The sequence below is a fragment of the Aquabacterium sp. A3 genome (genome assembly GCF_038069945.1).
Taxonomy (GTDB): domain Bacteria; phylum Pseudomonadota; class Gammaproteobacteria; order Burkholderiales; family Burkholderiaceae_C; genus Aquabacterium.
Genome location: NZ_JBBPEV010000001.1, coordinates 1,387,190 through 1,401,229, shown reverse-complemented (window position 1 = coordinate 1,401,229; position 14,040 = coordinate 1,387,190). Strand labels below are relative to the sequence as shown.

The 14,040-nt window shown below is 60.8% G+C and carries 19 protein-coding genes; 7 read left to right on the top strand and 12 right to left on the bottom strand.

Annotated elements, in window-relative coordinates; genetic code table 11:
• Window positions 1-17 precede the first annotated feature (17 nt).
• Window positions 18-1,001, bottom strand: coding sequence for a helix-turn-helix transcriptional regulator (locus WNB94_RS06235; RefSeq protein WP_341389120.1), 984 nt, complete (start codon window positions 999-1,001; stop codon window positions 18-20).
• A gap of 748 nt (window positions 1,002-1,749) precedes the next feature.
• Here WNB94_RS06235 and WNB94_RS06230 point away from each other — a divergent pair.
• The 4 genes from WNB94_RS06230 to WNB94_RS06215 are packed head-to-tail and all read left to right on the top strand — an operon-like array spanning window position 1,750 to window position 5,168.
• Window positions 1,750-1,947, top strand: coding sequence for a hypothetical protein (locus WNB94_RS06230; protein ID WP_341389118.1), 198 nt, complete (start codon window positions 1,750-1,752; stop codon window positions 1,945-1,947).
• Window positions 1,937-3,193, top strand: coding sequence for a hypothetical protein (locus WNB94_RS06225; RefSeq protein WP_341389116.1), 1,257 nt, complete (start codon window positions 1,937-1,939; stop codon window positions 3,191-3,193). Before WNB94_RS06230 ends, WNB94_RS06225 begins: the two co-directional genes overlap by 11 nt.
• Before the next feature lie 27 nt (window positions 3,194-3,220).
• A complete protein-coding gene (locus WNB94_RS06220; protein ID WP_341389115.1) occupies window positions 3,221-3,952 on the top strand; it encodes an NYN domain-containing protein in 732 nt (243 codons plus the stop codon).
• A 4-nt stretch (window positions 3,953-3,956) separates the two neighbouring features.
• Entirely contained in the window at window positions 3,957-5,168 is a 1,212-nt protein-coding gene (locus tag WNB94_RS06215; RefSeq protein WP_341389113.1) for a hypothetical protein, read from the top strand.
• Here WNB94_RS06215 and WNB94_RS06210 read toward each other — a convergent pair.
• The 4 genes from WNB94_RS06210 to WNB94_RS06195 form a co-directional block, all read right to left on the bottom strand.
• Window positions 5,141-5,278 carry a hypothetical protein gene (locus WNB94_RS06210; protein WP_341389112.1) on the bottom strand — a complete coding sequence of 46 codons (138 nt, stop codon included), beginning with the start codon at window positions 5,276-5,278 and terminating at the stop codon, window positions 5,141-5,143. The two genes, WNB94_RS06215 and WNB94_RS06210, sit on opposite strands and share 28 nt — an antisense overlap.
• 7 nt (window positions 5,279-5,285) lie before the next feature.
• Window positions 5,286-5,444 carry a hypothetical protein gene (locus WNB94_RS06205; protein ID WP_341389111.1) on the bottom strand — a complete coding sequence of 53 codons (159 nt, stop codon included), beginning with the start codon at window positions 5,442-5,444 and terminating at the stop codon, window positions 5,286-5,288.
• Between the two features lie 123 nt (window positions 5,445-5,567).
• Window positions 5,568-5,972, bottom strand: coding sequence for a hypothetical protein (locus WNB94_RS06200; RefSeq protein WP_341389110.1), 405 nt, complete (start codon window positions 5,970-5,972; stop codon window positions 5,568-5,570).
• Entirely contained in the window at window positions 5,960-6,160 is a 201-nt protein-coding gene (locus tag WNB94_RS06195) for a hypothetical protein (RefSeq protein WP_341389109.1), read from the bottom strand. The genes WNB94_RS06200 and WNB94_RS06195 overlap by 13 nt, the downstream gene beginning before the upstream one ends.
• A gap of 75 nt (window positions 6,161-6,235) precedes the next feature.
• Between WNB94_RS06195 and WNB94_RS06190 the strand changes: the two genes are divergently transcribed.
• The gene (locus tag WNB94_RS06190) at window positions 6,236-6,487 is read left to right on the top strand and encodes a helix-turn-helix domain-containing protein (protein WP_286742569.1); all 252 of its coding nucleotides are present in this window, start codon (window positions 6,236-6,238) and stop codon (window positions 6,485-6,487) included.
• Between the two features lie 76 nt (window positions 6,488-6,563).
• Window positions 6,564-6,905 carry a hypothetical protein gene (locus tag WNB94_RS06185; RefSeq protein WP_341389106.1) on the top strand — a complete coding sequence of 114 codons (342 nt, stop codon included), beginning with the start codon at window positions 6,564-6,566 and terminating at the stop codon, window positions 6,903-6,905.
• 78 nt (window positions 6,906-6,983) lie between these two features.
• Here the strand turns inward: WNB94_RS06185 and WNB94_RS06180 are convergent, their stop codons facing one another.
• A complete protein-coding gene (locus tag WNB94_RS06180; RefSeq protein WP_341389105.1) occupies window positions 6,984-8,144 on the bottom strand; it encodes a hypothetical protein in 1,161 nt (386 codons plus the stop codon).
• A gap of 727 nt (window positions 8,145-8,871) precedes the next feature.
• Here WNB94_RS06180 and WNB94_RS17195 point away from each other — a divergent pair.
• Window positions 8,872-9,186, top strand: a complete 315-nt coding sequence (locus tag WNB94_RS17195; protein ID WP_445819024.1) for a helix-turn-helix domain-containing protein — start codon at window positions 8,872-8,874, stop codon at window positions 9,184-9,186.
• 17 nt (window positions 9,187-9,203) lie between these two features.
• Here the strand turns inward: WNB94_RS17195 and WNB94_RS06175 are convergent, their stop codons facing one another.
• From WNB94_RS06175 to WNB94_RS06150, 6 genes are all read right to left on the bottom strand, one after another.
• The gene (locus WNB94_RS06175) at window positions 9,204-10,469 is read right to left on the bottom strand and encodes a type II toxin-antitoxin system HipA family toxin (RefSeq protein WP_341389104.1); all 1,266 of its coding nucleotides are present in this window, start codon (window positions 10,467-10,469) and stop codon (window positions 9,204-9,206) included.
• A complete protein-coding gene (locus WNB94_RS06170; RefSeq protein WP_341389103.1) occupies window positions 10,469-10,735 on the bottom strand; it encodes a helix-turn-helix domain-containing protein in 267 nt (88 codons plus the stop codon). Before WNB94_RS06170 ends, WNB94_RS06175 begins: the two co-directional genes overlap by 1 nt.
• Before the next feature lie 456 nt (window positions 10,736-11,191).
• Entirely contained in the window at window positions 11,192-11,662 is a 471-nt protein-coding gene (locus WNB94_RS06165; RefSeq protein ID WP_341389102.1) for an excisionase family DNA-binding protein, read from the bottom strand.
• A gap of 314 nt (window positions 11,663-11,976) precedes the next feature.
• Entirely contained in the window at window positions 11,977-12,528 is a 552-nt protein-coding gene (locus WNB94_RS06160) for a HipA domain-containing protein (protein WP_445819023.1), read from the bottom strand.
• 53 nt (window positions 12,529-12,581) lie between these two features.
• A complete protein-coding gene (locus WNB94_RS06155) occupies window positions 12,582-13,187 on the bottom strand; it encodes a DNA-3-methyladenine glycosylase I (RefSeq protein WP_341389101.1) in 606 nt (201 codons plus the stop codon).
• A gap of 61 nt (window positions 13,188-13,248) precedes the next feature.
• Window positions 13,249-13,992, bottom strand: a complete 744-nt coding sequence (locus WNB94_RS06150; RefSeq protein ID WP_341389099.1) for a hypothetical protein — start codon at window positions 13,990-13,992, stop codon at window positions 13,249-13,251.
• Between the last annotated feature and the right edge of the window lie 48 nt (window positions 13,993-14,040).

Genomic DNA, 14,040 nt, shown 5'->3' with positions numbered 1-14,040 from the left:
CCATGGCCCCCACCACCCTAAGTGCGGGAGTAGGTTGCCAGGGCATCGCGCAGTTGCTGTGCAACCTCTGCCCTCAATTCTTTGGGCTCCAATACCTCCACCTCGGGGCCGTGCCGCAAGATGTCCATGCGCAGTTCGGTCATGTCGGTGAAAGGCAGTTTCATCTCTACCCTGCCATCGTCCAGCGCAGTCAATTGCTGATCAGGGTGCCATCGCTCGCGAGCCACCCATTGCGACGCGCGGGCACTGAACATCAGTCGCGCCCAGCGCAATTGGTTGCCAGCGTAGATGCCATAGCCCCCGTCCAGTTTCTTGATGACTGTGCTGATGGCGACCTCCTTGGCTTTTTCATCCCGCACCTGAACGTCGTCCATGGCGTCGAGGGCAAAGCGGCGCAGGTCGTTGTTCTTGTGGCACCACGCGTCCAGGTACCAGGTGTTGCGGTAATAGATCAGGCGTTGGGGGGAACCTTCTCGACGGGACTCGGCCTGGCGTGAGCGCGTGAAGTACTTGAAGGAAAGCCTATGGCGGCCCAGCAATGCGCTGCATACCGCTTCGAAGCAGGGCGCCTCGACGGGGCGCTGGCTGGCATTGATCACGCTGATGCGCTGCATCACGTCGATCCGGTCGCGATCATTCTGACCGACCAACTGGTGGATGCGATCCAGCAAGGGGCCGACATGCCTATTCAGTGCGCCATTGGGGTCGAGGCTACTGAGTAATTGGTGGGCCGTCAGCAGTGCATGAAGCTCTGTTGCGCTGAACCACAGGCCTGGGATTTCCAGGCGTTCTCCGACTTGAGCTGAGGCGTCAAGGCGGTAGGTGTCTTCGGCCCGGTCGTAAATGATGGGGCAGCCGAGTCGATCACGCAGAAAAGCCAGATCGCGCTTGATGGTTGCGGGAGAAACCTCCAGGATGTCGCGCAATGTTTGAAAGTTGACCGGGCGGTTACGGCGCAGCAGGCTTTCAATTTTGACGATGCGATCAGTTTGGGCGCCCATGTCTGTTGGTCCAGATATTGTTCTGAGGATTGTGGCCTGCTTCTCAGCCAGCCCTTGGTTTGAGTGTGGCGAGCTGGCCGGGGATTTTCGGTGTCACATATTCCAGATTGACCTGTCAATATGGCATGTGGCAAACCTTGCTCAGGTCATGCCGATATCAGCGTGAACGGGCGCCGCCGCTTCGCGGCGGGCCAAGCAGCAGGCGCTGCGCAGGCCCCCGAGGCGCACCTGGCCCCAGCCAGGTTGCCGAGGGGCTGGGGGGAGCCGCCAGGCACAAATCGCCCCAGCGATTTGAGGCGCCCCAGCGCCGGTGCATGAGCGGGGGGCGAAGCCCCCGCCTCCCCCTCGCCGCAGGCGCGGGGGCACCCGGGAGGCCGGTGGGGCGTCCAGCCCCAGCCCGTAGGGCCGACCGGAGTAGGGGCGCGCAGCAGACCCTCGCAGGGAGCCGGATCTGCCGGGTGCCCCCGCGCAGCGGGGCGCTGATGGCGCAGCCATCAGCAGGGGGAGGCGCGACCCCGGACAGCGGGCGGGCAGCAAGCCCCGCGTCCAGCGGGGATAGGGGCCGTGGGCGGCGTCCAGCCGCCCCTTGAGGCCCCGGTGATGTCCGGGTGCTGCCCCGATCACGTCACCCGATTCTGGCTCCGAGTCACCCGGAATCGGATCAGGCTCGGGCCCGGATTCGGGACACTCGACCTGCACAGTTGCACATGTTCAATTGACATGGTTCTTGTGCACAAGGCATGTGAACATGTTCAATGTGATCAGTACAAGTGTTGGAGGGAACATGGTGTTGTTCATCTGTGCTATCGCCGCCACGGTGCCCATCGCCATCATCGTCTGGGCCTTGCTTGAAGCACGGTCTGCTCGCCGCCGCGCAAGGCATGCCGTTGACCGTGTTCAGGTGCTGGAGTGGGTCAGGCAGGCAGCGGGCACGCATGGGCATTGAGGCGATCACGCGTGAGCAGCTTTACGCCGAGGTCTGGGCCGAGCCCATGACCAAGGTGGCGCTGCGCTACGGCGTCTCGTCCAGCTTCATGGCCAGGGTGTGCACGGCCATGAACGTGCCCCGACCTGAGGTGGGCTACTGGACTCGGTTGGAATTTGGCAAGCCAGTGTCAAAGCCACCCTTGCCTGACGCTCGACCCTTTGACGTGCTGGCTTGGGCACCCGGCATGGCGTTTCCCGCTAAGCCCGTGCTGAAGCCAGCCGCCCCAGTGCCTGCCGCGAAGAAGGCCAGGGCGCCCAAGAAGCCTGCCTTGACCGGGCCTCGAATGCACCCCTTGCTGCGTGACATTCGCAGCCACTTCGAAGCCGGGCGTGAGAATCAGAACGGGTACTTCCGCCCCAACAAGAAGACGTTGTCAGACGTGGTGGTGTCGAAAGCGGCTTTGCCGGCGGCGGTTCAACTGGCCAACCAGCTCTACCTGGCCTTTGAAGACTTAGGGCATGAGGTGTCATGGTTGCCGGTGGGCGCAGACTTTCAACGGCACAAAGTCAATGTGCATGAAAAGCCACCAAGGCATGAGGACTACGAGACTTATTGGTATCCAGTCAGGCTGACGGCGGTTTCGATGGGCACGCTGGCCATTGGCCTGACCATTTTCGAGACTTGCGAAGCCATCGAGATGCGCTACATCCGAGGCACCTACTACCGGGAAGACCAGTTGCCCAAGGTGAACCCGCGCGACATGGTGCATTCATGGACCACCATGCAGAACCAGTGCACTGGCCGCTTCTGCATCCAGGCCTATTCTCCCTACGGTGTGCTCGACTGGAGTCGGCAGTGGGGGGAGGCCAAGCCGGGCGAGTTATTGGGCAAGGAGCAAGCCATCGCGAAGGAGCTTGCCGACTTGGCGCCTGAGCTGGTGGCGTTTTACGAGGCCGCGCAGCAGCGGGCCGAGGGTGAGCGTCAGCGCAGAGAAGCGGAATGGCAGCGGTGGCAGGCCGAAAGCCGCGCCAAGGAACTGCTGAACGCACAGACGAAGAGCAAAGAGGCTTTGCTCGCGTCCATCGAGCATTGGGCCAAGGTGAAGGCCATGGACGCATTCTTCGAAGACGTTGAACGCCGTGCAGCCGAACTGCCGGACGAAGCCGAGCGTGCGGCTATCCTTGCCAATGTGCAGCAGGCCAGGGAGGTGATTGGCAGCACGGATGCGCTGGCGTACTTCAAGAACTGGCGTTATCCGAAGTAGGGCCTGCAGCGCTGCCGAGCAAAAGGAATGGCAACACCACACAACGACAAGCTGGCTGTGCTCATAGATGCGGACAACGCGCAGGCCAGCATCATCAACGAGCTGATGGCCGAGGTATCTCGCTACGGCACCGCCACCGTGAAGCGGGCCTATGGCGATTGGACGACACCCAACTTGCGAGGCTGGAAGGACGTGCTGCACAAGCTGGCCATTCAGCCCATGCAGCAGTTTGCCTACACCACGGGCAAGAACGCCACCGATTCGTCCTTGATCATTGACGCCATGGACCTGCTGCACTCAGGCAGTGTCAGCGGTTTCTGCCTGGTCTCATCAGACAGCGATTTCACGCGCCTGGCCACTCGCATCCGTGAAGCAGGCCTGGTCGTCTATGGCTTTGGCGAGCAAAAGACACCGCAGCCATTTGTGGCGGCCTGCGACAAGTTCATCTACACCGAGATCTTGCGAGCTCAGGGCGAGGTGGCCGCTCAGCCCATCGTGACGGAGGAGCCCGGGCTGTCGTTGGAATCCATGCTGCGTACCGCTGTGACGGCCACGGCCAAAGACAACGGCTGGGCCGCCTTGTCGACAGTGGGCTCGATGATCATGAAGAATCATTCGTCGTTTGACCCGCGCAACTACGGCTGCCAGAAGCTCGGGGAGTTGGTGCGCAAGCAGGGCTACCTGGAGGTCAAGGAGACGCCGATGCAGGACGGCTCCACCCATCTGCATTTGTTCGTCAGGCTGAAGGTGGGGGGCTGAGGTCGTGGAGATCATCAGCGATGCCGAGGGGCGTCAGAAAGCCATGGTCATGGCCGATGCTCTGCTGGCTTTGCCTCTGCTGCTGATGGCCGCGATCCAGGGCAAGGCGATGCGGCCCCTTTTGGCCAAAATGACAGGACTGTCTGAGACCCGCATTGCCAAGGGAAATCTCGGTTCATTGAGCTCTGCCACTCAGCGGCGGGTTGCCGCACATGCCCGAGAGATGGCTTTTCAAGAAGGTCGTCGCAATGGACTTTCTGCTGAAGAGATGGAGCTTAGACTGGCGGAACTCAAGGATCTCGAGCGCGAACCGTGGGAGCTTTTTGCAGTGATGCTCATGGTCCGAGAGGTCCACATGATCCCTCATGCGCGTTCGGTTGGAAGAGATTACGGGCGACGACTGAGAGCACTGTTTGAAGATGCTGAGGCCGATCGATTTGATGCCTTCCGAGAGAAGTTGCACCCGGCGGTAACTTGCGAGCCGTTCGAGCATCTTGGTGCAGTGGTGACCGATCGTCTTGAGCGCTATCGGTCTGCGTGTATGGCTGCGAGCACATGGGGTGAAATCCTGCCGGTGTTCAAGGACGCGGTCGATTTGTGGTTCTTTGACTTTTTCTCAGCCATGGATGCCGAGTGGGGCCGACTCTACTTCGGCGCGATGAAGCCGGCGCCCTACTTTCTTTGGGTCGCACCCATGACTGATTTGCCCGTAGGTCAAGGGAAGGTGGATTTGAAGAGCCGCCGCAACATTGTCTATTTGCCGGTGCGCAGGTTGCTGCAGCTGAGCCATGTGTTGATACAGCGTGAGTACCGGAAGGCATGGCCCAGTCAGCCTGCCGGACGATCCTCGCTGGCGATTGATGCGGATCAGACTGAAGTCGTGATCGGCAGTTACTTCGATGGGACCAAAGCTCTCCGGCAGGGGGATTACGTGGCCATGTGGCATGCCATGTATCAACGCCTGTCGGGCAACGTCTCTGAGGCTGACGAGCCGACCCCGCCCATGGCGCTGTTGCATGTCGCCTTGCTTTGGCAGCGCTTTTTCGTCCAGAGGGGGCCTGGATCAAAACTGGATGCCTTCACGATCTTGGACGAAGCTTTGTACCGTGCCTGTTGGCAGCGACATGTCGATGTGCTGGCGGACCAACCTGCGACCGAAACGCACGATTGGCCCGACTGGTTGGTCAATCAGTCTTTGTCGCCATCATCAACCTGATCTGCCCAGTCTTGAGGGCGCTCGTCCTCTCCCCGTGATTGCCAGTAGACATCGTTGTTGGGGTTGAGTTGGTTGGCGCGGTTGTCTTCACGGTCTTTGTCTCGCTGCATGGCCACCTCACTTGGACTTGGCCGCTGCCTGCTGCAGACGTCCAACATAGCTGCCGGAGGGCACCTTGCCGCCGTGTTGCTTGGCAACGGCGCTTTGGGCGCGTGACGCAGCGTGTTGGGTCATCGGTGTGGCGGGCCTGGGCTGTGCACTGGTCTTCTTGCTCATATGAACTCCTAGTTGAAAGTTGCCCCCTGTCATCAGGGTGGGGTGACTGTCTCAAAAGTCGTTCAATGAGTTCATCCAAAAATCCCAACTTCGGGGGGCGTAGCCCCTGGTGGACGTCTCGTCTTATGCGGTGCAACGACTGCGTTGGTCGATGAGCTTCTGGATCGTCTGCTCCACAGCCTGATGCAATGCGGGCGACTGCTTGCCAAAGGCACTTTCCTGCAGATCCGGGAATGCCTTGTTGAGCGGCCAGATCAGGTCGGGAAATGGGTAGGTCTTGCGTGACACCCAGTTCGGGACGAAGTTGATGTACAGCTCGGTCGAGAAGTTGACGATGCCGAGCCAGTGGCTGTTGATCGTCGGGGAGTAGATCAGGGCCAGCTTGTTGCCAGCCCGGACCCCAAAGTCGCCCGAGTACTGCAGGCTGCCTTCGATGCCATCCTCGCGGCGATACCAGACCTCCCGCAGCTCTTGACCGTAGGAGAAGTTGCGACGGCCTTCAATGGCCGTGACCATCAGTGATTGCACTTGGACCATGATTCGTTCTCGCTGGGAAAGAAGGCGCACTGGCTCTGTTGCCAGTGGATCGGTACCAGGTCAATTAGCTTGACCCACTTGTCGTTGGCCTTGCCATCCACCTCGGTCTGCACCTTGGCCAAGCTGCCGGCGGCAAGGGTGGATGCCGCCAGCATGCGCAAAGCGATTCGCTTCTTCACCTTGAATTCCTATTATTGTGTGAAGACAAATCCTAGCTGAAACGCGAAATTCTTCCAACTATTGGAGGAGTTTTTTTGGAAGTCGGGACAGCGTTCGGTAAAGTATTGAGGCGGTTGCGCAAGCAGGCCGGGCTCAGCCAGGAGCAGTTGGGCCTGGATGCCGATCTGATGCGCAACTACATCAGCATTCTTGAGTTGGGGCAGCAGCAGCCAACGATTAAGACATTGTTCAAACTGTCCGTCCCTCTGAAACGGAGACCTTCCGAAATCGTGGCCTTGGTCGAGGATGAAATCCTCGCTGACGCCACCGGCTCCACAAAAGACTGAATCCCTCTGATCAGCCAGTGCCTTGATGGGCGTTCTCACTGGCCTCTCTCCTTGTCCTGATCGCTGGCACGGGTCCATGCGGTTGTGGGCAGCGCTTTGGCCAATCGCGCTCATTGGTTGGCATCAGCAGGAGAAGCATGTGGATTCAAAGTTCTGGAGCAATGACCCCGAAGACAACCGCCGAATCTTTCGGGACAGCAAGGGCCGCATGGTGGTGAAGGTCGTCACGCCAGGCGGAGTGGTCGGTCTGATCGGTGCGGACATTCCAATGACGGCGATTGCTGAGTTGAAGCGTCGGATCCATTGCCGGATCCTGCTCCGCAAGCAGAGCAACATCCCCTCAGGATCTGTTGACGATCATGGGCTTGATCAATCCGCTGGGGAGGATGTTGGCGATGACATTCATCCTCCCCCGTAAAGGCCTTAACAGATGCGATGAGTTGCGGGTGAACACTTGGCGCACGCGCATACTTTGCGCTGCAGGCGGCTCTCCAAATTAGTTCAACGGCACCAGCAGGAGGTCGGCCGTCTTGGCGGCGGCTTCGAGCAGACCCAAGGATGGCTGATGCCCCGCGGTCGGATTCGGCGAGGTCTTCAGATCGACCTCCAAGCCTTCCTCCGGAGTTTGCTCTGGCCGATGGACATGCCATTTGCCATGACCCAATGTGGTCACCAGAAGCTCTCGCTTGAAATCCAGCGTGCTCTGGGTGAAGAGGAAAGTCGTCGCCCCTTCGTACTCCAGGTACGGCTCGAAGTTCCACCAAGTCCAGCCCTCTTTCTGGAGGCGTCGCAACACCATGTCTTTGGCTGCGGCCTCTGTTTCGCCGGTACGCCACAGCCACGATGAGGGTTCAAAGGCGATCGAGTGTTCGTCCAGGTGAACGACAGATTGCCGCACCCGGAAGGCAAAGGGAAGGCCGACCGGTGGACCCGCAGTCCACTTCTGCCCGCTCGCCAGCTTCCACTTCCGGACGCTGGCGTTCTTCAAGCATTCGCGCAGGTACCTATTGGTGGATGGCGCGCGGCACAGCCAGATTGTTGGCAAGTGCTGTGACCTGGATGCGAGTAGCAGGGCCTGTTCGACCTCCCGCACCTTTTTGGGGTAGCGCTCGATCTCGAAGGCGATCTCGTGGTGTCCGTAGCCGCAGATCAGGTCTGGCAGCTTGATGTGCTTGACGTCGCTGCTGGAGTGCTTGGAACGAAGTGTCAAGTCGGTCTCAATGACGCGACCCCCACCGTGGATCCAATGCGCAGCGATGCAGGCTACCGTCAGGTCATGTTCCAGCTGGGCTCGCCTGATCGACTCGGGACGGGTGTCGTAGTCATGTAAATCTTCGCGGTCGCAGTCGGACTGCGCGGCTAGAAGGCCTGCCTTCGTGAGCATGAAGACGCGGCCGTTGGGCGCGAGTGCGCTCGATGTCAGCACCACTTCCTGCAGAAGGCGGCGCATGAGCAGTTGGCGGACGGTGGCATTCGCATTCGAGTTACTCGCGCCCAACAAGGCCTGCACACAGGGGACCGAAATCATGTGGGTCAGGTAAGTCAACTTCAAGATCTTGGAGACCTTCTGCTGATGGAGAAGGCGGGCCAGAGGGCCAGGTATCAGATAACTTGGTCGGAGCGCCAATTCGAGATTGGGGATGGTCGTTTGGATCATGTTTTGACCTTTCAGATGGCGCTGCAGGCTCTGTCAATGGTGGCTCCGCATGCGGAGCCACTTGCGCAGCCATTGACTGAGATTGCGGCGCGGATACGCTTGCTCGACGCGGGCCATGCAGCCGCTTGGCTGTTGGCCCGATCGAGCCCCTGCGGGCGGTGCAGCGCCCCCTGCCCTGGGGCAGGGCGGGGGGGTGGGGGGAGAGATCAGGAGGCCCCGATGTGGTCGGCTGAGATGTCGCATGCGCCAACGGTAGAGCGTAAGCAACGTATAAAACCGTCAGGATCGGATCGAGGTAGAAGGCGGGAGCACGCGGTATACCTCGCGCACTTTTTGTCCAACGTTACCGTTGCGACTCACGCCCTGTGGTCGTGAGCGAGCGCACCCCATGGACAACTCGTCCCGAGTTGCCCACAAGGTCCCCGCGCGGCCGGTCGTGACCAAAAGGTCACCATTCAAAACAGCCGAACAGCCGAACAGCCGAACAGCCGAACAGCCGAACAGCCGAACAGCCGAACAGCCGAACAGCCGAACAGCCACGCGCTGCGCGCGTCAAAGGCTGGCCCGCCCTGCGGACCAGCCCCTGGTCTTCGACCACTATACAAGATGGGCGGACATGTCCGGCGTGGGACAAGGTGCTCACCAAGGGCGTAGGCGCCCGCTCGTGAGATTTTATACGGGGGTCAATTTTCTAGACTGAGTCCGATCGAAGCATCGGAGATCCATCATGCACCCTCACGATCGACTGACCGCAGTCCAACCCACAACTCTTGAGCTCCTTCAGAGGCAAGGCCAACCTGCGCTGATTTGTCTGAAGGACGCAGCGCGCATCAGTGGCGTTGCCGTCCAGACCTTGCGCAACCAGATCAGCCAGGGGCGCTGCCAGCTCAAGACCATCAAGCGCGGTGGTCGCAGGTTTGTGCGTCTGCAAGATCTTGCTGAGTTCATCGACGGATCTCCCGGCGGGAGCGAGTCCTCAGTACGTCGGACGGGGCGGCTCACGAAGCGCGAGGAGATCGAGCGCAGGAACGGGCGGTGCTGAACCTTCTTGTTTCCGATCTAGGGCGCTTGACGGAATCTCGCCTGTGCCTTTTTGGTGATCGACTTCACCTCGTGGGTAAGGTGCTCTGCGAAGGTCTGGCTGTTGTGGGCCAGCAGCGGCGAGATTTCGTTCACGGCTTGATCGATGGCAGCAGGAACCTTCGCCGCCACATCGTCTGCAACCGTCTGCAGATACCGGGGCTTCATGCCCAGTTGCTGGGCCATGCCTTGCAGCTGCACGTGGCCCATCTGGCCTGGAAGCACTTCGCCGCCCACATTGAAGGCGAACTCTTTGGACAGCCCGGGGTAGATGCGCGTGCACATCAGGTCATAGAAGGGCGTGAGGCGAACGCCCTGGCCTGGTAACGCGTACAGCGACAGGTTTTTGGCGTGGCTGTCGTTGTTGCCCACACAGATGTTGAAGAACACCCATTGCACCAGCGCTTGCAGGTCAAGGGCTGCGCGTGAACTGTGTTCGCGGATCAGTCGGGCGCAGGCCTGTAGTCCGGGCCCGCCTTCCTTTTCGTACTTCTTTTCAGATACGGTGCCTGCCAACTGGCACAGGTCGTACTGGATGACGCGGCTCAAGCCACCATCGTCTCTGCGAAGCCGGTCAAAGCGCTCGACCACACAGGCCTTGGTCAGTGGCTCGTAAAACACTTCGGCCGTTCTCAGCCCGCAGTGCTTGGCCGTGCGCATGATGATGGCCTCGTTCACAGCGCTGTCTCGCACCTTGGCCAGCCGGCGGATGTCGGGCTTGAGGATGTGCGTGGACGGCGCGTGCCCCTTGGGCAGCATGGGTTGGCCGTCGAAGATGGCGATCGTTGCTTTGTCTTGCGCACCAGCCAGTGAGATGCGGGCGTCCTCTCCTTGAACCTGGATGGCTGCGGCCGATTTGGACTTAAGGATGTCGGCCAGGGCCTGCCAGCTGGTGGGTTCGTATTGCGGGGGCTGTGGGCGTTGTCCCTGGGGCAGCATCACGTAGGCACCGGCCGTGTCGCCCGCCACGGCTTGCAGCAGCGCGAACAGCGTGGACGCCTTGCGCTGAGCCGAGAGGTAGGTGCGTACCTCGCCCTCGGGCAGCAGATTCTCGAAGAAGGCCTGCACCTGGGGTTCGACCAGGCGCCCCGGCTTTAGGGCGATGCTGGACAAGGGGAAGGGACCAGCCGGCTGTTGCCTGCCCAGCCAGGTCGGCGCGTATTCGAAGCTCAATGGCTCGGTGTCGAAGACGGTGCCGATCAGCTCATCGCCATGGAAGACGTCCAGCGCAGTGACGCGTTCCATCACAGCGTCCTGGATGTCTTGGGCTGGATCACGACTTCCAGGCCGAGGATGTCGAGCAGGTCGAGCACCTTTTGAAGCTGCACGGTGGGCTTGCCGTTTTCCACATCGACGATCAAGCGGTTGCCGGTGTTGGCCAGGCCGGCGACATCGAGCTGGCGCAGGTTCATGCCGTTGCGCTGCCGCTTGACCATCTGACCGATGTCCAGCGCGGTGCGAACCACATGAGGTGTGGGGTCGAGCAAGGGGCTGTCTGCGGTGGTGTCCATGGGGGCGGCCTTCAAATTACCGTTAGGTAATTTTATGAGGTCAGTTCGATCATGACAAGCACTTGATTACCGATCGGTAAGTTCTTTATGTAATCGATGGTGCATGGGACTTTAGTTACCGATCGGTAACATTCGCCGTGCTCATTCATTCAAGGTTGCAACTCAGAAGTCAGTTGCAACTTACTTAGTCTGTATGGAGTTCTTGCAGAACGAGTCCACGGTACGTCGGACGGGGCGCCTCTTGAACCTCCCAGTCAAGGACGGCCTCCCGCATGGCATCGCGCCGGGTGGTCAGTCGTCCGATCAGATCGGGCCGTTGCTCCTCCAGGTTCCGAATCTACTCATCCTCAATCCTCGTGGTCCATTTCCCCGCAAACAGTCCTTTGGACGCGAGGCTCATCAGGGCATACAGCACGCATGCATCCAGCAATGCCGTGTAGCGTGCGTGTCCTGCCATCAGTAGCCCAGGCCCAACTCGTGGGCGTCCTCAGCCGTGCGATCTAGCGCGGACTGTTGGCGTACGCGCATCTTCTCGGCGTATTGCACTAGGTCATCAAATGCGATGCGGCGATGGGTGCCCACCATCCGGTAGGGCAGCCGTCCTTGCTCGATTTCCTTGATGACGAAAGGGCGCGAGACGTTCAGAAAGTTAGCTGCTTCCACGGTCGAGACTTCCTGCTTGGACGGCATGACCACGATGGGGCGACGCTCGCTCATGGCGCCAAGAACCTGCGCAATGACTTTCAGGGCCTGTGGCGGGACCTGGATGACGGGCTGATTGCCTTCATCATCGGTCAGCGTGATTGAGGCCGCCTTGGAGTGGTCCAAGGCGGCCATGATGCACCGCTGTGCAGCGCGGGCCATCTCTGCGTCCTGGGCAGACATGACCGGGGGCATGATCTCTCCGTTGCGCTCCAGTGTTGACATTTGGACCTCCGGTGCAGCCATCTGTGTGCCTCCGGTGGAGGCCTCAAGGCTGTCTGTTCGATATCGGCACTTTAATCCATAAGTGCAATAAACGCAGCAGATGAAGCCAATGATCTGATGCCAGTCCAGGTGTTGCAGATCTTGGCGCTCCGACAGTTTTCCGACAGTTGACCCGGGAAACACCGGTATACTGTGGTCTACCCTGCTGTACTAAGTTATTGATTTTGCGAGGTTTTCAGTGTCCCTCGCAGTCGGAAATGGCGCTCCGAAGGCAGGGGTTGCTGGTTCGATCCCAGCCGGGCGCGCCAACTGAATCACCCGACCGCCACCTTGGTGCTCGGGTTTTTTTGTGCCTGCAGCCGCGCAGCGGTCTGGGCCAGGCCCTCCAGAATCCGGTCAGCCAGGTTCAGCGGATACCCTTCAGGCAGCTTGCGCCTGACCTGCTGGATGACCTCAGGTGTGCGTGCCACCAGGTCGTCCAGCAGCTTGTCGACGGGTTGGCCATTCTCGGTGACCACACCGTGCCGAGTGCCCACAGCCACCCAATGCCGTCGCTGGATGTCGTTCATCTTCCAGTGCGCGTTCTTGCCTCGAACCGCCATGGCCAGTTTGACCTTGAATGGCGAGATCTGGTTGGGCCCATGGCCCAGGATGGGGTAGGCCGAGATCACGTCGTACAGCGGCGTGAGTTGATAGCGCCCTCCCGGCCGGATGAAGAGGCTGAAGTTCTTGGCGTGGCCGTCGGGTGCGCACAGCATCCAGAACAGCACCTGGGCCAGGAAGAAGGTGCGCTTGTCCTGCTCAGGTGTCATCGAGCCCGCCAACACGGCCCAGCCGCTGCCACGAGCCGTGTCAGTCTCGGACAATGTTTTTTGTCCAATCGCCTCTTCCCTTCGAACAGGGGTTGTTTGAGCGATTGTTAAGGGCGTTTGAACGCCCGCCGCGCCGCCGCTGCCTTCGTCCGCACGCTGCACCCGCTTGCGTGATCGTTGACCAGACCCATGGCCTGCATGAAGGCGTAGACGGTGGTGGGCCCCACGAACTTCCAGCCCCGGCGCTTGAGTTCTTTGGACAGCACCACCGCGGCGGGCAGGGTGTTCACGCTCTGCGGCTCGGGCAGGGTGTCGGCGGGGGGCTCGTGGCGCCAGAAGAACGCGGCCAGCGAGCCGTGTTCGGCGGCGAGCTCCAGTGCGCGGCTGGCGTTGTGGATGGTGGCTTCGATCTTGCCGCGATGCCGCACGATGCCTGGGTTGGCGAGCAAGCGCTTGACCTCGGCCGGGCCGTAGGTGGCCAGCTGGGCCACGTCGAACTCGGCGAAGGCCTCGCGGAAATGCTCGCGCTTGGCAAGGATGGTGCGCCAGCTCAGACCGGACTGAAACGCCTCCAGGCTGATCTTTTCGAACAGGCGGCGGTCGTCGGCGACCGGGAAGCCCCATTCGTGGTCGTGGTACGCCAGGAATTCGGGCGCGCCACCGCACCATCGGCAACGGGGCTGGGCGTCGGGCCCAATGAAAAGGCTGCTCATGGGTGTCCTCCCTTGAGCAGCCAGTGTAGGGGCGATGGGCGGGCCCCAGGCCCGCCTTCAATCAACCGCCGCGACGCTTCAACGCAGCCTCGGTGGCGTCACTCTCCCACAGGTTGTTGGTCACGTCCACCTTCTCGGCCTTGCCGGTCTTGGTGTTGAGGTCCAGCTGCACTTCGTAGCTGTTGTGCCCCTTGACGATCTCGACCTCCACGTAGTCCTTCTCGCGGTCATTGACCGAGGTCACCGTGTAGCCCAGGCCTTGCAGTTGCGACAGGTAGTCGGCCGGCGCCTTGCCCGGCGTCATGGACTTCTGCAGGGCCTGCTTCTCGGCGTTCCATGCGGGCATGAATCGGCGGTCGCTGAAGTCGGACGACTTGATGGCTTGCACCTTCTTGCCTTCCAGGGCCAGTTTGGTGCTGTCGGCTCGCCACAGGTTGGCCGCCACGCTCACGTCGGTCACCTGGCCGCCCGACAGGTCCAGGGTCACTTCATGGCTGTGGGGGCCCTTGACCACTTCGTACTCCATGCTGTTCTTGTCGGCATCGTTGATGGCCGTGATCTGGTAGCCCATCTGCGAGAGCTTGGCGCTGATGCCGGTCACGGTCTTCACGCCCGTCAGGGCCTTTTCCAGCTGTTCACGCTCGGCCTGGGCGGTGGTGGCCATGGCCCGGTCGCTGCTGCTGGTGCCTGCAGAGGCAGATGCTTGGCTGTTCTTCGCGTCCGAGGCGGCGTGGGCCAGGCCGGCGCAGGCCAGGGCCAGGGTGGTCAGGGCGATCGAGGTGGTGTGCTTCACAGAGCGTTGCATGTCTTTTTCTCCTGTTCACGTTGCGCTGCGGGGTGCTCATCACCAACC

Coding starts and splice junctions, on each gene's coding strand:
- WNB94_RS06235 (WP_341389120.1), bottom strand. CDS start 1,001: ATGGGCGCCCAAACTGATCGCATCGTCAAAATTGAAAGCCTGCTGCGC.
- WNB94_RS06230 (WP_341389118.1), top strand. CDS start 1,750: ATGTTCAATGTGATCAGTACAAGTGTTGGAGGGAACATGGTGTTGTTC.
- WNB94_RS06225 (WP_341389116.1), top strand. CDS start 1,937: ATGGGCATTGAGGCGATCACGCGTGAGCAGCTTTACGCCGAGGTCTGG.
- WNB94_RS06220 (WP_341389115.1), top strand. CDS start 3,221: ATGGCAACACCACACAACGACAAGCTGGCTGTGCTCATAGATGCGGAC.
- WNB94_RS06210 (WP_341389112.1), bottom strand. CDS start 5,278: ATGCAGCGAGACAAAGACCGTGAAGACAACCGCGCCAACCAACTCAAC.
- WNB94_RS06205 (WP_341389111.1), bottom strand. CDS start 5,444: ATGAGCAAGAAGACCAGTGCACAGCCCAGGCCCGCCACACCGATGACC.
- WNB94_RS06185 (WP_341389106.1), top strand. CDS start 6,564: ATGCGGTTGTGGGCAGCGCTTTGGCCAATCGCGCTCATTGGTTGGCAT.
- WNB94_RS06180 (WP_341389105.1), bottom strand. CDS start 8,144: ATGATCCAAACGACCATCCCCAATCTCGAATTGGCGCTCCGACCAAGT.
- WNB94_RS17195 (WP_445819024.1), top strand. CDS start 8,872: ATGCACCCTCACGATCGACTGACCGCAGTCCAACCCACAACTCTTGAG.
- WNB94_RS06175 (WP_341389104.1), bottom strand. CDS start 10,469: ATGGAACGCGTCACTGCGCTGGACGTCTTCCATGGCGATGAGCTGATC.
- WNB94_RS06170 (WP_341389103.1), bottom strand. CDS start 10,735: ATGGACACCACCGCAGACAGCCCCTTGCTCGACCCCACACCTCATGTG.
- WNB94_RS06165 (WP_341389102.1), bottom strand. CDS start 11,662: ATGTCAACACTGGAGCGCAACGGAGAGATCATGCCCCCGGTCATGTCT.
- WNB94_RS06155 (WP_341389101.1), bottom strand. CDS start 13,187: ATGAGCAGCCTTTTCATTGGGCCCGACGCCCAGCCCCGTTGCCGATGG.
- WNB94_RS06150 (WP_341389099.1), bottom strand. CDS start 13,992: ATGCAACGCTCTGTGAAGCACACCACCTCGATCGCCCTGACCACCCTG.